14 protein-coding genes are annotated in these 19809 nt (G+C 65.6%); 4 read left to right on the plus strand and 10 right to left on the minus strand.

Annotated elements, in window-relative coordinates:
* Positions 1–184: 184 nt before the first annotated feature.
* The 4 genes from ACZK2G_RS18405 to ACZK2G_RS18420 all read right to left on the minus strand — a co-directional run bounded on the left by ACZK2G_RS18405 (position 185) and on the right by ACZK2G_RS18420 (position 3165).
* Positions 185–1189, minus strand: a complete 1005-nt coding sequence (locus ACZK2G_RS18405; protein ID WP_080347447.1) for an RHS repeat-associated core domain-containing protein — start codon at positions 1187–1189, stop codon at positions 185–187.
* A gap of 115 nt (positions 1190–1304) precedes the next feature.
* A complete protein-coding gene (locus ACZK2G_RS18410; RefSeq protein ID WP_136638968.1) occupies positions 1305–1739 on the minus strand; it encodes an SseB family protein in 435 nt (144 codons plus the stop codon).
* Positions 1740–1788: 49 nt separating this feature from the next.
* Positions 1789–2124 carry a hypothetical protein gene (locus tag ACZK2G_RS18415; RefSeq protein WP_337302198.1) on the minus strand — a complete coding sequence of 112 codons (336 nt, stop codon included), beginning with the start codon at positions 2122–2124 and terminating at the stop codon, positions 1789–1791.
* A gap of 3 nt (positions 2125–2127) precedes the next feature.
* A complete protein-coding gene (locus ACZK2G_RS18420; protein WP_478474065.1) occupies positions 2128–3165 on the minus strand; it encodes a S41 family peptidase in 1038 nt (345 codons plus the stop codon).
* Positions 3166–3582: 417 nt separating this feature from the next.
* Between ACZK2G_RS18420 and ACZK2G_RS18425 the strand changes: the two genes are divergently transcribed.
* Entirely contained in the window at positions 3583–4011 is a 429-nt protein-coding gene (locus ACZK2G_RS18425; protein WP_136638965.1) for a hypothetical protein, read from the plus strand.
* 128 nt (positions 4012–4139) lie between these two features.
* On the opposite strand, the gene ACZK2G_RS18430 is transcribed toward ACZK2G_RS18425, so the two are convergent.
* The 6 genes from ACZK2G_RS18430 to ACZK2G_RS18455 all read right to left on the minus strand — a co-directional run bounded on the left by ACZK2G_RS18430 (position 4140) and on the right by ACZK2G_RS18455 (position 13078).
* Entirely contained in the window at positions 4140–7166 is a 3027-nt protein-coding gene (locus ACZK2G_RS18430) for an autotransporter family protein (protein WP_478474067.1), read from the minus strand.
* Positions 7167–7430: 264 nt separating this feature from the next.
* The gene (locus tag ACZK2G_RS18435) at positions 7431–8498 is read right to left on the minus strand and encodes an acyltransferase family protein (protein WP_478474069.1); all 1068 of its coding nucleotides are present in this window, start codon (positions 8496–8498) and stop codon (positions 7431–7433) included.
* Positions 8498–9646: an N-acetylglucosamine-6-phosphate deacetylase gene (gene nagA / locus ACZK2G_RS18440; RefSeq protein ID WP_136638962.1), complete on the minus strand. Its 1149-nt coding sequence runs from the start codon at positions 9644–9646 to the stop codon at positions 8498–8500. Before nagA ends, ACZK2G_RS18435 begins: the two co-directional genes overlap by 1 nt.
* On the minus strand, positions 9646–10674 hold the full coding sequence (locus ACZK2G_RS18445; RefSeq protein ID WP_097048877.1) for an SIS domain-containing protein: 1029 nt from the start codon (positions 10672–10674) through the stop codon (positions 9646–9648). Before ACZK2G_RS18445 ends, nagA begins: the two co-directional genes overlap by 1 nt.
* A 7-nt stretch (positions 10675–10681) precedes the next feature.
* Positions 10682–11749: a LacI family DNA-binding transcriptional regulator gene (locus ACZK2G_RS18450; protein WP_006391719.1), complete on the minus strand. Its 1068-nt coding sequence runs from the start codon at positions 11747–11749 to the stop codon at positions 10682–10684.
* A 39-nt stretch (positions 11750–11788) separates the two neighbouring features.
* Positions 11789–13078: a sugar MFS transporter gene (locus ACZK2G_RS18455; RefSeq protein ID WP_006391721.1), complete on the minus strand. Its 1290-nt coding sequence runs from the start codon at positions 13076–13078 to the stop codon at positions 11789–11791.
* A gap of 376 nt (positions 13079–13454) precedes the next feature.
* On the opposite strand from ACZK2G_RS18455, the gene ACZK2G_RS18460 reads away from it, so the two are divergent.
* From ACZK2G_RS18460 to ACZK2G_RS18470, 3 genes are all read left to right on the plus strand, one after another.
* On the plus strand, positions 13455–14474 hold the full coding sequence (locus ACZK2G_RS18460; protein WP_136638960.1) for a glucokinase family protein: 1020 nt from the start codon (positions 13455–13457) through the stop codon (positions 14472–14474).
* A gap of 143 nt (positions 14475–14617) precedes the next feature.
* Positions 14618–17278: a TonB-dependent receptor gene (locus ACZK2G_RS18465; RefSeq protein WP_136638959.1), complete on the plus strand. Its 2661-nt coding sequence runs from the start codon at positions 14618–14620 to the stop codon at positions 17276–17278.
* 111 nt (positions 17279–17389) lie between these two features.
* Positions 17390–19747 carry a beta-N-acetylhexosaminidase gene (locus ACZK2G_RS18470; protein ID WP_478474071.1) on the plus strand — a complete coding sequence of 786 codons (2358 nt, stop codon included), beginning with the start codon at positions 17390–17392 and terminating at the stop codon, positions 19745–19747.
* Positions 19748–19809 lie beyond the last annotated feature (62 nt).

Raw genomic sequence — 19809 nt, forward strand, 5'->3', positions numbered from 1 at the left:
CGCTTGCGCGAAAAATGGTCGACAGCATGAGCACCCAACAAGATGGGTTGCATCAAGAGGAACAGCCATCCACCCAACCGGAGCGTCTCCACCGGATTGAACCGGGTGATGAAGAATGCGACCAGTATGAATACGACTAGAAGCCCAAGCTCGTACACAAGGAGAGATCGATTAAAAAATCTCATCACTTCAACCTGTCCTCAGCGATTTTCTGTCCAGTTCCAACTGCGGCATCAGCACCGCGTTGGCCCGCATTAGACAATGCACCCTGTACCGCCCCTTGCTTTGCTCCAATTGCGCCGGCGCTCGCAGTCGCCTCTGCAATATGTGCACCGATGCCAGCAGGTGAACTCACTGGCGCCTTCATCATATTACTCACTGCCCCTTGAGTAGACGCCTGCGAAAAGTCACCAGCGAGTTTTCCAATTCCGCTGCCCGCCAAACTGCCAACACTCCCGCCGACAGCCGATAAGCCCAGTTGAGCGCTTGTCACTGGTGTTCCTTCGATTGCGCCCTGTGCAGCCGTACCCGCAACACCAGTCGCGGCACCCACCGTCGCTTGAATTGCTACGACCTGACCGATCGAAATCGTCCCTCTCGCCAGGGCTCCAACCACCAGGCCGCCGGTACCACCAGTTACAACTCCAGCAACGCCGGCAATTGCCAGCTCTGTCTTGTTGATTGGCTTTCCGGGATTCATGTACTTCTGAATCCCATAGTCCACCGCCATGCCACCGGCGCCTCCAAACAGGGCTGGGCAGATTGGACAACGGCCATCAGGATCTTTGAATGTGTAGGGTGAGTTGAATCCATATGCATAGGCATTGAAATGTCTCCCATCACCATTCCCGTACATTGTGACTGGATCCACTGACAAGAAACGCCCCAAGCCTGGATCGTAATAGCGCTGCTGCATGTAGCTCAGCCCAGTCGCCGAATCACTCACGTGCCCGGCGTAACCCACTCCATCTTCAATACCAGTTCCAATCTGCGCTCCGTACGGCTCATAGCTATAGCGCTTTGTCACCCGGCCAGTCTCATCTGACTCGGCAACTACTGACCCCAGAGCATCAGTATGAATATATGTAACTGTTTCCGCTTTGGATTCAAAAGCATAGATTACAGAGAAAACAGCGAAAACTAGACCAACACCTATCGACCGCATAGCTACTCTCTCCTTGAATAGCATATTCGCTCTTAAGCTCTTCACCAATGCTCTTGCTCTTACATTCCCAAATCGAATGGCATATCAATGCCTAGCAGCAAGGAACGAAGAGGACGGTTCGATTTCTATGCCATCAATCTCAATGCGCCATGCCACGTGTGATCGCCGCCGCACGCTGCTTCAGCTGGGCCACGGCATCGGGAATCATCTCCATGCCCACATCCAGGCCCGGGTTCAGCACCAGGCCGACGCCGTCGCCGATACCGGCCAGCAGCGCGTGCACCGCGATCGGCATGGCATGGGCAAACTGCGGCAGCTGCTCGTGCCACAGGCCGGCGCGCTCGGGGGCGGTGAACACCGCGAACATCGCCTCGCCGTTCTCGCTGGTCAGCACCAGCGGCGAAATGCTTTCATCCCAGGCACCGTCTTCGCCGATGGCTTTGTCCAGCAGCACGAACGCCGTCGAAGTCAGCAGGCCATCGAGGAACTGTGCTGCGGTCAGCGTGCCGTCCTGGGCCTGCAGAAGGCGCACCTCGAGGTCGTTGAGGGGTTCGAACGGGGTGTCGTGGTCCATGGTCGGTTCCGGTACGTGATTGCAGGACAGACTTTAACAGCCCCGGCCCTCAACCGATGAATCCGTGCCGCCACAGCCAGCCCAGCAGGGCCAGCCCGGTTACCACCACCAGCATCAGCGGCAGGCCGAAGCGATGCCGCCACGGGATCGGCACCCCGCCCAGCTGCTGGTCCAGGGTGTCGGTGTCCAGCAGCCAACCGTGCCCGCAGCGGGTGCAGGCCAGCTCGTAACGGCGCTGGTAGGTGAAGCCGAACAGCAGGTCGATGCGCGCCATCCTGTAGCGCAACTGCGGGGCGAACTCGGTTTCCGTCTGGCAGCGCAGGCAGTGATGCGCTTCGGTGGGGCCGACGATCACCACCCGTTCCTGTTGGCCGATCAGGATCATGGGTCAGCGGCCCTGGCAGGCGGGTTGGGCCAGCAGCCATTGCTGGGCGGCGGCCAAAGTGGCGGCATCACCCTCGATGCGCTGGTCGGGCTCGATCTTCAACCCATCGCCACGATCATTGCGGTCGCGCATCACGCTGGTGGTCAGCAGCAGGCGACTGCCATCGGCAAGCGTGTGCACGACATTGCCGGTGGAGACACCCGCGGTCGGCTGGCCGAAACTCCGCGCCTGCGGGCGGCCACGCCACGCCAGCACCGAAGCCTCGCCCGAGCTGCCGGTGCGGGTCCCGAACAGCACCGCCACCGGCGCGCCAGGCTGCCGCAGCACATAACCGGACTGGCCGAAATCCAGCAATGGCTTGCCTGCCAGCTGCACAGCGGTCGCCGTCAACGTCCAGCGCTGCGGCCCGTGCGCGGTTTCGAACGAGCCCACGTCCTCGTTGTTCACCACCGAGGTGCGCAGCAGCGGGGCCATGCCCAGCAGCATCGGCCACATGGCGCCACCGCCGTTGTCCCGCAGGTCGACGATCCAGCCACAGCGCGCGCCGTCGTCCTTGCTGCGGATGACCTGCTGCCAGCGCGCGGCACGCTGGATGTCCTGGCGGAATTTTTCCTGCGGCGTCGCGCCGGGCGTGGAGGCATAGCCCTCGATGACCACCCAGCCGATGCGCGCATCCACCGCATCAGCGGCCCTGGCCCGGTCCACGGCGGCGGCACCGGCCTGCTGCGCACGCGCGAGGGATTCGCGCTGGCGCTGGGTCGTTGTCCACGCACCATGGTGGCCGGTGCTGAGCGCAATGGCTTCGCGCAGAACGGCCAGCCGTTGCGCGGGGTCGCCCTGCGCCGATTGCAGGCGTACGCGGGTGGCGGGCCAGTCCACCCGATCGCGATACAGCGCCTGGCGTTCAAGCAGGGCGAGGATCTCGGCCTGGGCCTCCGGCGAGGGTATCTCGACCACGCTTGGCGTATCGGCCATGGCGCGGGTCGCCAGCAACACGAGCATCAGCGCGCCGATGCGACGCACTCCCTTGCGAACCTGCATGCGACGTTTCCTTGTCGTTGGGTCAGGCGCGCAGGATAGCTCGCGGGTGATGGTTTCCACCATGCGCGAACTGTCGTATCTGGCCCGGTCGCGGGTTGCAGCAAGATAGCGTGCACGCGATCAGCAAATTGCAACTTTGCCCATGTCATCGCCACGTAGAGCGCGAGAAGGTTACCTCCGTCGGCGCCTCCTGCGCTGGCCGGGATTGGCGTCCTGAATGAAGCTACCTGAAGTCGGGCTTGCGACCATGTCGCGGGCTCGAATACTGCACCGTCCGTCGTTCTGCGGCGGGCGGTGCGTGGGGATCCTTCCGATCCGCCGGCTTCGTTTCCTTTGGGTAGCTTCACCGGCACGCCAACCCGCACCGCCCGCCACCTTGCATTCCTGCAGGTGGCCCAGCCTTGTGAGGTTGCTGCCATGACCACGCTCTACCCCACCTACCCACGTCTGCATGTACTGCTCGGTGCCGCAATGCCCGGCCTGCAGCTCTCCAATGCCGCAGCCGAAGCGTTGGAAGATGCGCTCACAGAAGCCCATGAACACGCTCCGCCGCCGGCCTTCTTCGCCCGGTTACACGGCATCGCGCAAAGCCACGCCGCCGATGGTCAGGTCTGGCGCGAACGGCAACTCAGCGATGTGCGTGGCCGGGAACTGGCGGAGGCGACGCGCTGCTTGGCAGCATTGTCTGCGTGCGGCGGGGTACTGCTGGCTGCACAGTCGGCGCGCGAGACAGACGATGCGCAGGCGCAGTGTCCGCCGCAGGTGGAGGAAGGCCTGCTGCACGCGGTGGTGGTGTTGGCCGATCATGCCAGCGCGCTGGTGGCGCCGGGTGAATGCGCGGGGTAATGGCACCGATGGATTCGTGTCGACCAAGGTCGACACCTACCAGAGCAGGGTCATGGCGTCGGCGGAATAGGTGCCGACCGAGGTCGGCACCTATCAGAGCGGGCCACGCCGCCGGGCGTGGCCCGGCGCTACCAATCCGCGCGCAGGCCGATGTTGCCTTCGATGATGCGGCGCTTCTCGTTGCGGTCGCCCCCCAGTTCGCGCGTGTAGTCGGCCACGGCATAGGCGCTGATGGTCCGGTTGAAGCGCCCGACCACACCCACGCCGGCTTCCAGTGCACGCGAGCGCTGCGAATTGACGATCACGTCATCGTCGAAGCCGATGCGATCCTCGCCGGAACGACCATGCCAGTAATTGAGCTTGAAATACGGCTGCCAGCCGTTGTCGGCCAACTGGTAATCGCCGGCCAGGCGCAGGCCGATGCGGCCGGTCCAGGCATTGTCGTTGTCGAAACGCACGCTCGACACTTCATCGCGGCGATCGTCCAGCGAAGTGCGCTGCCAGATCACCTGCACCTGCGGCTCCAGCCACCATGCGGATTGCCCGAAGTGCAGCAGCGGCTTTCCGGCTTCCACCGACACGCTGGTACCGTCACCGCTCACGCCGAAGCCAAGCCCGCGCGAGGAACGCACGCGGCCGTCGTAACGGCTCTGCATCGCCACGGCATCGATGTAGCCGCCGCTGCTGTCGGTGAATGTCCAGTACAGGCCGACGTGCTTGTCATCCAAACGGCTCTGGCCCACCTGCACGTTTTCCCAGCCCAGTGCCAGGCCGGTGGTCTTGCCCTGCGCACGGGTACGTCCGACAAACACGCCAATCTGGTTGCGATGGTTGTCGGAGGCAGCGGCCCATACATCCAGACCGGCCTGCAGGCCCATCACGTCGCCGTCGAAGCCCGGCTTCGCATCGCCCTTCCAGTGGATCTCGCTGCTCTGCCCGACCAACCGGCCCCATGCGGTACGCAGCGCACCCTGGTTGTACAGCAGGCGCTGCTCGCCCTGGCGCTCGTGGAAGGTACCCAGGCTGGCCAGCGAAGCCTCACGCAGCAACGGAGGCACCACCGCATAGGTGGCGGTCTCCACGCGGTACAGCGGCACCACCGCGCCTTCGGCGGGACGCGCACCGGGTGTCGGCGGCGCGCCGGTACCGGGTAATGCACCGCCGGCCACCGGCACGTCAGGCACCGCTGGATCGCTGGGTGGGGCCACCGGCGCGGGTTCTGGAGGCGGCGGTGGCGGTGCGGTCTCGCCCGCGGTCAGGTTCGGATCAGTAGCGCCTTCGGGCGGCGGTGGCGGCGCTGGGGTGATCGGCGGAGGTGGCGCCACCGGCGGCGTCAGGGGCGGCGGTGTCGCGCTGCCGCCGCCGTTGGGTGCCGGCGTCGGCCCGCTGACCAACGTGGAGCGCAGATACCAGTTCTCGCCGGTGCCGGCACTGACGCCGCCCTTGAACAGGAAGTACTCGTAGGCACCCGCAGACACCGGCGCGAACAAGGAGAATGCGCCTGCTGCGGTGCTGCCACCATTCAAGGCCTGTACCACCAGAATGCCGTCTGCCAGCGTCGCCGCTCCGCCGCCGCCGGCGTTGAGAATGCCGATGCCGGTAGTGCCGGTTGCGGTGCCGCCATCGATCACCAGTCGGTCGCTGGTGGAATTGTCCGCGCCCAGCACGGTGCGCAGGTACAGGCCACCGCCGTCACCGCGATAGTTGCCGCGGACAGTGAACACATCCCCGGCGCCGCTACCGGTCAGGTCGATGCGCCCTGCATTGACCATCTCCACCAATGCACCACTGTTGAACGGACGGATGGCATGGCCGCCACTGCCTGCGTAGACCGTGCTGGTGTCATCCACGGTGAGCGAACCGGTGCCGCTGGCACTGTCGCCCAGCACCAGATCGCCGTCGAAGTTCAGCTCGGTGCTGTTGGCCAGGCTGATCGCTTCCCAGTTCTGGAAGCGCCCCACGCCTGCGGTCTTTACGTTGTTGAAGCTGAGCCTGTCGTCGCCTGCGCCACCGTCGAACAGCGGCACCGCGCCCAGGTTGGCCTGGTTGAGATTGCTGAGGTTGGCCACATCGTTGTCAGGGCCCATGTCGATCGCGCCGTAGACGATGCCGCCGCCATTCCAGTTGAACGTGTCATTGCCAGTACTGAGCAGCACCTGGCCACGCACGGTGCCATCGGTGATGGTCACGCTGTCATTGCCGCCGCTGACGCTGATATTGCCGCCGATGTAGGCCGTACCCGAGATGATGATGGTATCGGTGTCGAAGCCGGTGACCACGTTGCCGTCCACCGTGCCGCCGGACTGGTCCCACAGGTTCTTGTCCAGCTTCATGTTGACCCGGCCGATGCGGCCACCGGTCATCCAGGCCTGATCGCCATCCTCGAACGCGCCGACGATGCGGCCGCCACTCATGCGGAAGGTATCGATGTTGTCACCCTGCTGCAGGGCCCCGACGGTGCCGCCGGTCATGACGAAATCGTCGCGGCCGCTGCCCTGCGTCACCAGGCCAGTAACGGTGCCACCGTTGATCGTCATCTGATCATCACCGGCGCCCTGGTCGACACTGTCGATCGTTCCGTCGTTGAGCAGCAACACGTCGTTGCCATCCCCTTGCAGGACGCCGCCGGTAATGCTGCCGGCCTGCATCTCGAGGCGATCGTTGCCGGCACCGAACTGCACGCCAGTGCGGCCACTGATCGTTCCGCGGTTGACCAGAACGCTGTCACCAGTGCCGACGAACTGCAGGGCCACGTTGTTGCCCGTGCTGATGCTGCCGCTGTTCTCGACGCGGCTACCGCCACCAAGTTGGACGGCTACACCCCCCGTCGAACTGATCGCCCCCAGATTGGACAGCAGGTGACCACCTGCACCGACGAGCGAAATCGCACTTCCGCCGCCGCTCTGTTGCAGCTGTGCGGCATTGGCGACGTTGACGATGATGCCGGCCGCGCCACTGGCGGTGATGGGAACGGTCTGTGGATTCGGCGCATTGGCATCGCAGGTGACTGTCTGGCCGGCGGTCGGTGCCGAGTTGTTGCAGCCGGCCCAGGCGCTGCTGGCGGTCATCAGCATGACGGACGGGACGGCCAGGGCCTGCAGCACGGAAACGGTGAGGCGGCGCGGACGGAATGCGCGCGGGACGGCATGGGTCATACAGCACTCCTGGACAGGGGATCAGGAACTGCGGACATGCGTTACTGCGCAGGCAGTCTGCCGTGTGGTGAACGGTTCCGATAGGTGAAATTGCGTGCCAGCCATCACAGTTCAGATGCGAACTTGATCGGGCATCACCTCACCTCTACGTGGCTGAAACTGTTCATCATGGCGGCGGGCGCGAGCCGGGCGGAGAGCATCCACGCATGGTGTGGATCTACTGCCCCATGTGGTGGATCCACGCCATGCGTGGATGAAGTGCCATCAGATCTTCAGATAGATCTTCCGCCGGTCCAGCCACCACGCCACGCCCCACCACAGGGCGACGAACGCCACAGCCTGCAGCATCGATGCCAGCTCGAGCGCCTGCGGCATCGCGGTGGCCAGCTGCTGCCAGATCCAGCCCCAGGCACCGGTCGCCATCAATGCCACCGACATCACCGATGCCCCGAGATACGCGGTGATCGCATTGACGCCGAAGCGACGGCCCAGCGCCGGCCAGCCCTTCTGGTCGATCAACACGTGGCCCAGCCACAGCGCCAGCGCGGCCAGGCCGCCGGCCCACAGCACGTAGCTGGGCGTCCACAGCTGTTTGTTCAGCGGCAACACGATGGCCAGCAGCAGGCCGAGCACAGCGGTCGCCACGCCCAGCCCGGCCAACGCCGCCGAACGCCCGTTGCGCAGCAGGCCACCGGCAAGCAGGCCGAGCACCGTGCTGGCAAGCGCGCCCAGCGTACTCAGCAATCCTTCCGGGTCATGTCCGAGCCCGGTATCGGCATGCCACTGGTAGATCCACGGTGCGAACAGCGTGGTATCCAGGCGGCTGGCCGGGTTGGTCCATGGCGCCAGATCACCGATGCCCAGCAGCAACACGGTATAGCCCACCAGCAGCGCGACCAGCACGCCGGACTGCACGCGCGGCCGTGCATACACCGCCAGTACACCCACCAAGGCTGCGCACACCGCGATCCGTTGCAGCACGCCCCAGATGCGGAAGTGATGGGTATGCAGCGCCCACCAGATCAGCAGATGCAGCAGCGCACCGGCCACCAGGATGCGCAGTGCGCGCTCCAGAACGCCGCGCGCCAACGCGGGTCGCGCCGCCGTGTCCAGCGCGCGTGGCGCCACGCTGAAGGCCATCGACACGCCGACCAGGAACAGGAAGAACGGGAACACCAGATCGGTGGGCGTGCAGCCATGCCATTCCGAATGACGCAGCGGCGCGAACACCGCGCTCCAGTCACCCGGGTTGTTGACCAGCAGCATCGCCGCCACGGTGATGCCGCGCAGGGCATCGATCGAGCCCAGCCGGCGTGGCGGCGTACTGTTCATCAGGCAGCCTCGTACTGTCCGGCAATCCAGGTACCACGCACCTGCAGGGCATCATCCAGCAGCACCAGGTCAGCCTGGTAGCCCTCGGCGATGTGACCCAGACGATCGTCAACGTTGAGGAACTGCGCCGGATAGGTCGAGGCCATGCGCGCGGCTTCTGCCAACGGCTGGCCGAGCAGTTGCACGGTGTTTCGCACGGCAGTGGCCATGTCCAGCGCCGAGCCGGCCAGCGAACCGGCGGCATTGCGCACCACGCCATCGATGGCGGTGATGGTTTCGCCATACAGCACATAGCTGGGTTCATCGGCACCCACCGGTGGCATCGCATCGGTGACCAGCAACAGGCGGCCGCGCGGCTTGGCTGCCAGCGCCACGCGCAGGCTGGCCGGATGTACATGCACGCCATCGACGATGATGCCGATCCAGCTGTCGCGGTCTTCCAGCGCAGCGCCAACCGCGCCGGGCTCACGCCCCTGCAGCGGCGACATCGCGTTGTACAGATGGGTGAAGCCACGCACGCCGGCATCCAGGCCGGCACGGATCTCTTCGTAGGTGCCTGCGGTGTGCCCAGCGGCAACGATCACACCGCGCTCGACCAACGCACGAATGGTTTCCAGCGGCACGCGTTCCGGTGCCAGCGTCAGCAGGGTCACGCCGTTGTCCAGCGAGGCGGCCAGCGCGATCTCATCTTCGTCCGGTACGCGGAACTTGCTGGCATCGTGCGTGCCCTTGCGCGCCGGCGCGATGTACGGTCCTTCCAGATGGATGCCGATCACGCCTGGCACACCCTGCGCGATCGCCTCGCGCATCGCATCGATGGCTTCACGCATCACGCCCACGTCATCGCTGATCAGCGTCGGCAGCATCGCGGTGGTACCGAAGCGGCGGTGCGCCTGCGCGATGGTGCGCAGTGCCGCCACGTCCGGCGTGTTGTTGAACAGCGCACCACCACCGCCATTGACCTGCACATCGATGAAACCGGGCAGCAGCCAGCCACCGCCCAGATCAAACTGCTCGGCAGCCTGGCCCAGTTGCGGCGCTGCATCGGGCAGCAGCGCGCTGATGCGTCCGTGCTCGATCACCACCGCCAGATCATCACGGAACTCGTCGCCGGCAAGGACGCGAGCGTTGCGCAGGACCGTTGCCATCACACCGTCTCCGTGACCTTGTTCAAGTGCGGCGGCAGGTCCGGGTTGAAGCCACGACGCAGTGCCAGCGCGTTGATCGCGCGGTAGAAGCTCTGCACGGTCAGCAGCGGTGCGCACAGCGGGTGCGGCGCGGCGGCCACCGGCAGGTTGCCACCGGCACCGGCCATCCACACCTGCGCGCCACGCGAAGTGAATTCTTCGACGACAGCACGAGTGCCGGCGCCGGTTTCGTCGGGCTGGGCAAAAGCCAGCACCGGGAAACCGCGATCGACCAGCGCCATCGGGCCGTGCTTCACTTCGGCCGAGCTGTAGGCCTCGGCATGCAGGCTGCAGGTTTCCTTGAACTTCAATGCAGCTTCCTGCGCCGCGCCGAGCCCCAAGCCGCGCCCCAGCACGAACAGATTGGTCGCCTCGACCAGGCCCTCGGTCACCGGCGTCCAATCGCACTGCCAGGCCTCGCGCATCGCATCCGGCAGCAGATCCAGCGCATTGCGCAGGCTGCTGTCCTGCTTCCAGTACGCGGCCAGCTGCAGCAATGCGGCCAGCGAAGCAAGGTAGCTCTTGGTCGCTGCCACGCTCTTCTCGGCACCGGCATGCAGCGGAATGACCGTGTCGGCCAGCTGCGCCAACGGCGAATCCTCGACATTGACCAGCGCGATCACGCGCGCGCCGGCCGCCTTGGCGGCCTCGGCGTTGCGCAGCAGGTCCGGGCTCTTGCCCGACTGCGAGATGACGATGAACAGCGCGCCGCGCAGCTGCAGCGGTGCGGCATAGACCGACCCCACCGACGGCGAGGCCGAGGCCACCACCAGGCCCAGCTGGGTTTCCAGCAGGTACTTGCCGTAGGTGGCGGCATGGTCGGAGCTGCCACGGGCACAGGTGACCACGAACGGCGGCGGCGCCGCGCGCAGGCTGGCGGCCAGGGTCTCCATGGTCGCGTGGTTGCGCGAGAACTGGCGGGCGACCACGTCGGCCGCTTCAGCGGCTTCGGCGAACATCAGGGTGGAAGTGGGGTCTGACAGCGACATGGCAGGCTCAGGCAGGATCGGAAGGAAGGGGGCGTGCGCCGGCCGGGCGCATCGGCGCGGTCGAACCGCGCACCACCAGCTGCGGCACGAAGCCCTGGTTGTGCAGCGGTGCCGGCGCGTCGTCGTAGGCGTCGCTGCGCAGCTGTGCGATCAGCAGGCGCGCGGCATGGCGGGCGATGTCTTCGGTGGCCTGCTTGGCGGTGGTCAGCGGCGGCCATGACTGGCGCGAGAACGGGCTGTCCTCGAAGCCGGCGATGGACAGGTCGTACGGCACGTTCATGCCGGCCGACTTCGCTGCGGCCAGCACACCGGCGGCGATTTCGTCGTTGGAACCGAAGATGGCCGTGGGCGGTTCGCGCAGCGCCAGCAGGCGGCGCGCACCACGGAAACCATCGTCGAAGGTGTAGTCGCCCTGCACCACCAGGTGCTTGTCCACGGTCATGCCGTAGTCCTTCAGCGCGGCTTCGTAACCGGCGTAGCGCTCGCCCGAGGAACGGTGCGAGATGCCCCCCCAGAGGAAGCCGATGCGCTGGTGGCCCAGCTGGATCAGGTGCTCGGTGATCTCATAGGCGGCCTCACGGTCGTCGACGAACACGCAGGCGCCGTCGGCCGGGTCTTCGGTGGCGGCGATGATGCGTACCAGCTTGATGCCGCGCGCGGTCAGCGCCTGGATCAGGTCACGACGCTCGGACATCGGCGCGGTCAGTACCAGACCGGCCAGGCGCGAACGCTGCACCCAATCGGCCAGCTCGTCGGCCAGCAGCGGCGAGCTGGAATCGCAGGGATGGATCTGCAGGCCGAAGCCGGTCTCGCGGCACGCGGCCAGCACGCCGTTCTGCACGCCGATGATGTGGTACGGGTTCGGGTTGTCGTAGACCAGCCCGATCACGAAGGTGGTGCCACTGCGCAGGTTGCGCGCGGACGGATCGGGCTCGTAATCGAGTTCGGCGATGGCACGCAGCACCCGTGCACGGGTGGCCTGCATCACCGAAGGCTCGTTGTTGATCACCCGCGAGACCGTCTTCAGCGAGACCTTGGCCTTCTCCGCAACGTCCTTGATGGTCGCTCTGCGCATCGGTTTCCCCTGGGGTTGGCTGCCGTCCATCATCGCCGATCAGACCTTGTCCTGCGGCAGGCCGGCGCGATGGCCGATCACCGAATAGAACAGGATGTACAGGTAGCAGGGCACCATCAGCAGCACGAACACCAGCTGGAAGTCGATGTGCTGCTTGAGCACGGCGAACAGCTGCGGAATGATCGCGCCACCGGCAATGCCCATCACCAGCAGCGCCGAGCCGGTCTCGGTGAAACGGCCCAGGCCGCGGATCGCCAGCGGGAAGATTGCCGGCCACATCATGGCGTTGGCGAAGCCCAGCAGGGCCACGAAGGCCACCGACACATAACCGTGGGTGGCCCAGGCACCGAGGCAGAACACCACGCCCAGCACCGCCGAAATCGTCAGGTAGCGCGACTGCGACACGACCTTGGGGATCAGCAGCAGGCCGACCACGTAGCCCACCAGCATCGCGCCGAGGGTGAGCGAGGTGAACATCTTGGTCTGGTCCAGCGGCAGGTCGAAACCATGGCCGTAGGTGCCGATCGCATCTCCGGCCATCACCTCAACGCCCACGTAGACGAACAGGCACAGTACGCCCAGCCACAGGTGCGGGAACTGGAAGATGCTGCGGCGCTCGGCGGCACCGGCAGCCACCGGCGTGGCGTTGGCCTCGGAGGACTTGATTTCCGGCAGCGGCGAGAACAGCACGGCCACCGCCAGCACCACCAGCAGGCCGGCCATGGCCAGGTACGGCGCGTGGATCTTGGCGGCGAATTCGTTGAGCAGCTGCGCCTTGGTGGCTTCGTCCGCAGCGGCCACCGTGGCCGACAGGTCACCGATGCCATGCAGTACCACGGTACCGATCAACACCGGAGCGAGCATGCCGGCGATCTTGTTGCAGATGCCCATCAGCGCGATGCGCCGCGCCGCGGTCTCGATCGGGCCGAGGATGGAGATGTAGGGATTGATCGCGGTCTGCAGCAGGGCGAGGCCGCTGCCGATCACGAACAGGCCGCCGAGCGCACCCGGGTACCAGCGCTGGGTGGCGAATTCACCGAACAACGCGGCACCACCGGCCATCACCAGCAGGCTCAGGCTGAGGCCCTTCTTCATGCCGGTACGGCGCAGGATCCACGACGCCGGCAAGGCCAGGAAGAAGTAGGACAGGTAGAACACCATCAGCACCAGGAAGGCGCCGACCTCGCTGAGTTCGAAGGCCAACTTGACGAAGGTGATCAGCGGGCCGTTGAGCCAGGTGAAGAAGCCGATCAGGAAGAACAACACGCCAACGATGGCGATGGAGGTGGCCACGTTCGGGCGCGCGCTTGCAGCGGGGACGGCGGACATCAGGAGGGCTCCTGCGGCGACGGCCGCAGAACGCGGCGTCGGAGAGTGGCTGGGAACAACGTTGTCACATTCTTTCGATGGACAGCTGCGGTTTGTCAACTTCCACGCGCAGCCCTGTGAACCTCGTGCTGCACTGCGCAACCCGATCGCGGCGCCTCGTGCTGAATGCGCCGGAGGCCTTGGGCCATGTGCGGCAATGGTTCCAACGTGAAACCCGCACTCACGCCATGTAAACGTTTACTGCCTATCGCATTCGTTGCGATGCAGCAACGAAAGTGTCACGAACTCGTTGACATCGTTGTCAGCGGGGTTACAGACTCCGCCCCAATCGCCGCCCCCGATCCCGGGGCCGGCCCCACCTGCAGCAGGAGCCCGCGTGACCGCCAGCCACCCCGCCCCGGCCCATGTCCTGTCCCGAGTCGCGCCCTCGTTCCTGGCCGCCGACGTCGGTGGCACCCATGTGCGCGTTGCCCGGGTCCAGGCCAGCGGTGATGCTGCCCATCCGGTGCAGGTGCTGGAATACCGCAAGTACCGCAATGCCGACCATGCTGGCCTCAGCGCGATCCTGTCCGATTTCCTGGGTGAAGGCGTGCGTCCTACCCATTGCGTGGTCGCCAGCGCCGGCTATGCCCGCGAAGACGGCACGGTGATCACCGCCAACCTGCCGTGGCCGCTGTCAGCCCGCCAGGTGGAAGCCGACGTCGGCCTGCAGCGGGTCTACATCGTCAACGACTTCGAAGCAGTGGCCTACGCAGCCGCGCAGGTTGACGCCAGTGGCGTGCTGCACCTGTGCGGGCCGGACACCGCTGCCCGTGGCCCGACCCTGGTGGTCGGCCCCGGCACCGGGCTTGGCGCGGCGCTGTGGATTCCCACCGCGCACGGCCCGGTGGTGCTGCCGACCGAAGCCGGCCAGCCGACCCTGGCGGCCAGCACCGAACTGGAAATGGCCATCGTCCGCCACATGCAGCGTGACCGCGCCCACGTGTCGATCGAACACGCAATCTCCGGCCCGGGCCTGATGAACCTGTACCGCGCAGTGTGTGCGCTGCAGGACCAGGCACCGACCTTGGCCAGCCCCGACGCGGTCACCGCAGCGGCCATGGCCGATACCGATGCGCATGCGCGCCAGGCGCTGGATGTGTTCTGCGGCCTGCTCGGCAGCACCATCGGCGACATGGCCCTGTTCTACGGCGCCCATGGCGGCGTCTACCTGGCCGGCGGCATCCTGCCGCAGATCCGCGAATACCTGCGCGGCAGCACCTTCGTCGAACGCTACCTGCAGAAGGGTCCGATGGGCGAAGCGCTGGCACGCATCCCGGTGAAGGTGGTCGAACACGGCCAGCTGGGCGTGGTCGGCGCTGCCAGCTGGTACCTGCAGCAGCAGTCCGCCGCCTGACACCGCAACAGGCTTCAACGCAATCGCAGCACGCAGTACGTGGCACGCCAACGCACGGGACTTCGCCGCCGCCCCGCGCATGTCATCGCAACCGTAATCGAACACCGCCGCCGGCATCCATTCGAGTGATGAGGAGAGACATCATGAACACCCGCAAGACCCTGCTTTCGGCCGCCATCGTCAGCTGCATCGCCTTCAGTGCGCACGCGCAGCAGGCCCCCCAGACCGCCACCGATCTGGACACCGTCACCGTCACCGGCATCCGCGGTTCGATGGAAAAGTCGCTGGACACCAAGCGCGAAGCCAATGCGCGCGTGGAAGTGGTCACTGCCGAAGACGTGGGCAAACTGCCCGCGCACAACGTCGCCGACACCCTGCAGCGCCTGCCGGGCGTCAACATCAGTTCGTCCAGCGCCGATGAAGGCGGCTTCGACGAAGCCGACCGTGTCAGCCTTCGCGGCACCAGCCCGAGCCTGACCCAGACCCTGATCAACGGCCACACCGTCGGCTCCGCCGACTGGTTCGTGCTCAGCCAGGGCAACAACGTCGGCCGCAGCGTCAGCTACTCGCTGCTGCCGTCGGAACTGGTCAGCTCGGTGGAAGTGAACAAGTCCTCGCAGGCCAAGCTGCAGGACGGCGGCACCACCGGTACCGTCAACATCATCACCCGCAAGCCGCTGGAATTCTCCAAGCAGTTCACCGCTGAAGGCTCGATCGGCGCGGTGCGCTCGGACCAGGCCAAGTCGAACGACCCGCAGCTGTCTGCCCTGTTCAACTACAAGAACGATGAAGGCACCTTCGGCGTGATGCTGCAGGCCTTCAGCCAGAAGCGCGAGCTGCGCCGTGAAGCGCAGGAAATTCCGGGTGGCTTCTTCACTATCGAAGCCAACGATCCGGTGGCCAAGACCAACCCGGATCTGGTCGGCGTACAGGTTCCGGGCCTGCTGGGTTCGACCTTGTTTGAACAGACCCGCAAGCGTACCGGCGGCCTGGTTTCGCTGCAGTTCAAGCCGACCGACGATCTGAGCTTCGTACTCAGCGGCTTCAGCTCCAAGCTGGAAGCGAACAACTACAACCGCAACTTCATGATGTTCGGCAACAGCTTCGGCAAGTCGCAGGCGCCTGATCCGGGCTACGTGGTCAAGGATGGGGTGCTGACCCAGGCAAGCTACGTCGGCAAGCCAGGCACGAACTACGCGGTGTACGACATGATCTACCGCGAGTCGACGGCCAAGACCAACTACATCACCCTGGATGCCGACTGGCAGGTCAGCGAAAACCTGACTGCGAAGTTCCAGGCCGGTACCACCAAGGGCACTGGCGAAACGCCGCGCCAGTACATCGCAGAGCTGTTGACCGCCAACGGTGGTGGCGCCAGCTGGACCACCCATGGCAACGGCTCGCCCGTGGACTGGAATGTGGGGGGCGATATCAGCCCTGCCGGCGCCAGCTGGGGCGGTACCTGGGGTAACCAGCAGGTCACTGCGATCGACAAGGAAAAGTGGGCCAACGTCGATTTCAGCCAGTACTTCAATGCTGGCGTATTGAGCTCGATCGATTTCGGCGCCCGCTACGCCGACCACACGCGTGAAGCGAAGTCGCCGGAAGGCGCCACCCCGGGCAACATCTGGGACGCCTTGCGCGGCAGCCCCACCGCCAACTACCCGGGTGGCTTCGCCGGCGACATCGGCGGCAACTTCCCGCGCAACATCTGGTACTACACCCCGGCAGCGCTGCGCAATGCGGTGACCAACAATTCCGAATGGCTGTCGGGCAATGATGGTCCGGATGGCCGCCACAACTACGGCGCCGAATGGAAGGTGACCGAAAAGAACTTCGCTGCCTACGTGCAGGGCAATTTCAGCGGCGACCGCTGGAGCGGCAACGTCGGCCTGCGCTACGTCAACATCAAGCAGGACATCGATACCTACGCCACCGCCACGGGCTCGACCGTGCCGGACGTGAAGAGCCTGTTCGGTGCGTGGACCCGCGAAGCCTTCGAGAACAAGCACAACCGCGTGCTGCCGAGCGCCAACTTCAAGTACGACCTGCGCGACGACCTGGTGCTGCGCCTCGCCGCCTCCCAGACCCAGACCCTGCCTGACTACTCCGCACTGGGTGCGTCTTCGTACGGCTCGGATCTGAACCGCAAGGGCGGCGGCGGCAACCCGAAGCTGAAGCCGGTGATCTCGACCAACTTCGACGCCAACCTGGAGTGGTACTTCATGCCGCGCGGCATGCTGTCGGTCGGTGCGTACTCGATGCGCCTGAAGGACTACGTGGCCTTCAGCACCGAGAAGCAGATGCTGTTCAGCGAGCTGACCAACCGGCTCGAGGAGTACGACATCTCGCGTCCGAAGAACGCCGACGGCAAGGTACGCGGTATCGAAGTGGCCTATGAGCAGCCGATCGGCGAGTACTTCGGCGTCAACGCCAACTACACCTACGCCGATGGCAGCACCGAGCACACCTGGGCCGATGGCACCGACAACCTGCTGGGCACCTCGAAGAACACCTACAACGTGGGTGCCTACTTCGAGAACGACACCTTCGGTGCACGCGTCAGCTACACCCGCCGTTCGTCGTTCCTGATCGGCCTGTCCGGTGCCAACCCTTACTACCAGGATGACTTCGGCACGCTGTCGGCATCGCTGAGCTACAAGGCCACCGACTGGCTGAGCATCAGCTTCGATGCGCTGAACCTCAACAACCCGACCTACAAGTACTACCAGACCGCGGCCATCCCGACCTCGTTCTACAGCAACGGTCGCCAGTACTACCTCAACTTCCGCTTCAAGTACTGATCCAGCGGCGGCTACATCGCCGAGTCGTGCACGCACGCCGGGCCTGGGTCATTCCGGGCCCGGCGTTTTTCATGTATAGCGTTCATCGCACCGTTCCAAGGAGTCGTTCCGATGGTCAAGCCTTCCCGCGCCCGGATGCGCAGCGCACTGCTGCTGGGCAGCCTGTTCGCGATGCTGCCGGCGATGCCGGCACTCGCCGCCGATCCCACCCCCGTCGCTGAAGCTCCTGGCCCGCAGCTGCGCGCCGGCAGCCTGATGCTGATTCCCGCACCCACCCAAGTGCAAGCCGGCCAGGGCAGCGGCATCAGCGTACGCGCTGGCACTCCGCTGCATGCCGAAGGCGAGGCCGCGCAGCGGGTCGCCAGCCAGTTCGCCGACCTGCTGGCGCGCAGCGGAGGCCCGCGCCTTGCGCTGGCCAAGGGCAAGTCGGCCGCCCAGGACGGCGGCATCCGTTTCCAGATCATCCCGACCTTCCGCGACAGCGGTGAGGGCTACACGCTGGAAAGTACGGCGACGGGCGTGCTGGTGCAGGCTGGCAACGAGACCGGCCTGTTCTACGGCGCGACCACCCTCGCCCAGCTCGCCACCGGCGGCAGCAATGGGGTGCTGCCAGCGGTGCAGATCCAGGACGCGCCGCGCTTCAGCTGGCGCGGCTTCATGCTCGACTCGGCGCGGCATTTCCAGAGCCTGGACGAGATCAAGCGCGTGCTCGACGCGATGGCCGCACACAAGCTCAACACGTTCCATTGGCACCTGACCGATGACCAGGGCTGGCGCATGGAGATCAAGCGCTACCCGAAGCTGACCGAAGTGGGCAGTTGCCGCCTGCCGGCCGGCGACGGTGGCATCGATCCGGTCACTGGCCAGGAGCATCCCTACTGCGGCTTCTACACGCAGGAGCAGATCCGCGAAGTGATCGCCTACGCCGCCAAGCTGCATATCCAGGTGATTCCGGAAATCGACGTGCCCGGCCATGCCACCGCCGCGATCGCCGCGTATCCGGAGCTGGGTTCGATCAGCACGCCGCTGAAGCCGATCAGCGAATGGGGCGTGTTCCCGAACCTGTTCAACGTGGAAGACAGTACCGTCACCTTCCTGGAGAACGTGCTGGAAGAAGTGATCGCGCTGTTCCCGGCCAAGTACGTGCACGTGGGTGGCGACGAGGCAGTGAAGGACCAGTGGGAAGCTTCGAAGCAGGTGCAGCAGCGCATGCGTGCGCTGGGCATCAAGGATGAGATGGCCATGCAGAGCCACATCATCAAGCGTCTGGAGACCTTCCTGGAGGAACACGACCGGCGCCTGATCGGCTGGGACGAGATCCTCGAAGGCGGGCTGCCGCCACAGGCCACGGTGATGTCGTGGCAGGGCACCGAAGGCGGCCTCGCTGCGGCCAGTGCCGGGCATGACGTGATCATGTCGCCGGTCGGCTACCTGTACCTGGACTACCTGCAGACGGCCTCGCCGAACGAACCGCCTGGCCGCCCGACCCAGGTCAATCTCGGCAAGCTCTACAACTTCGAGCCGGTGCCGGCCGAACTGGCCGCCGACAAGCGCGGGCACATTCTCGGCCTGCAGGCCAACATGTTCACCGAACACACGCGCAGCTATGCACGCCTGCAGCACAACCTGTTCCCGCGCCTGGCCGCCGTGGCCGAAACCGGCTGGAGCACGCCGGAACACCGCGATTTCCGCGATTTCCTCGCACGCCTGCCGGCACAACTGCAGCGCTACCGCGCCTGGGGCCTGGCCTATGCGCAGACTCCATTCGAAGTAGGCGTGGACTACACCGATGATCGCGCGAAGAACACCGTGACCGTGTCGCTGGCCAATCCGCTGGGCTATGAAGTGCGCTACAGCACCGATGGCCAGCCGGTGACCGCGCAGTCGCCGCTGTACCAGCAGCCGCTGACGGCGCAGCTGCCCGCCACCGTGCAGGCCGCTGCGTTCTACCAGGGCCAGATGCTGGCCGCGAAACCGACCATCGCCACGTTCACCGCGCAGTCACTGCTCAGCCGCCGCAGTGATGAACTGCTCAGCTGCGTAGGCAAGAAGGGGCTGGTGCTGCGCCTGGAAGACGATGGCCCGCGCGAGGGAACGCGTGCAGTGTTCAACGTGGACATCTTCCAGCCGTGCTGGCGCTGGCCGCAAGCGCAGCTGGAGGGCGTCGGCAGCGTGGAGGTACGTGCTGGCCGCATTCCGTACTACTTCCAGCTGGCCCATGACGAACCCAAGCGCCGCTTCGAGAAGGCCAAGCGTGCGCATGGCGAGATGCTGGTGCGTCGCGGCGACTGCAGCGGCAAGGTGCTGGCTGAAGTGCCGCTGCCGGCCAAGCCGGATGCCGATGGCTTCGTGACCCTGCGTGCGACGCTGCCGAAGGGTACGCAGGGCACCGGTGACCTGTGCATCAACTTCACCGGCGATACGCGCCGGGCGATGTGGGTGCTGGATGAGGTGACGCTGGGGAAATAACGGCAGGTCTGTCCTGGTGGGTGCCGACCTTGGTCGGCACCTCGGGCAGTCCATCCACGCTT

The sequence above is a fragment of the Stenotrophomonas sp. 107298_Sma genome (genome assembly GCF_056480345.1).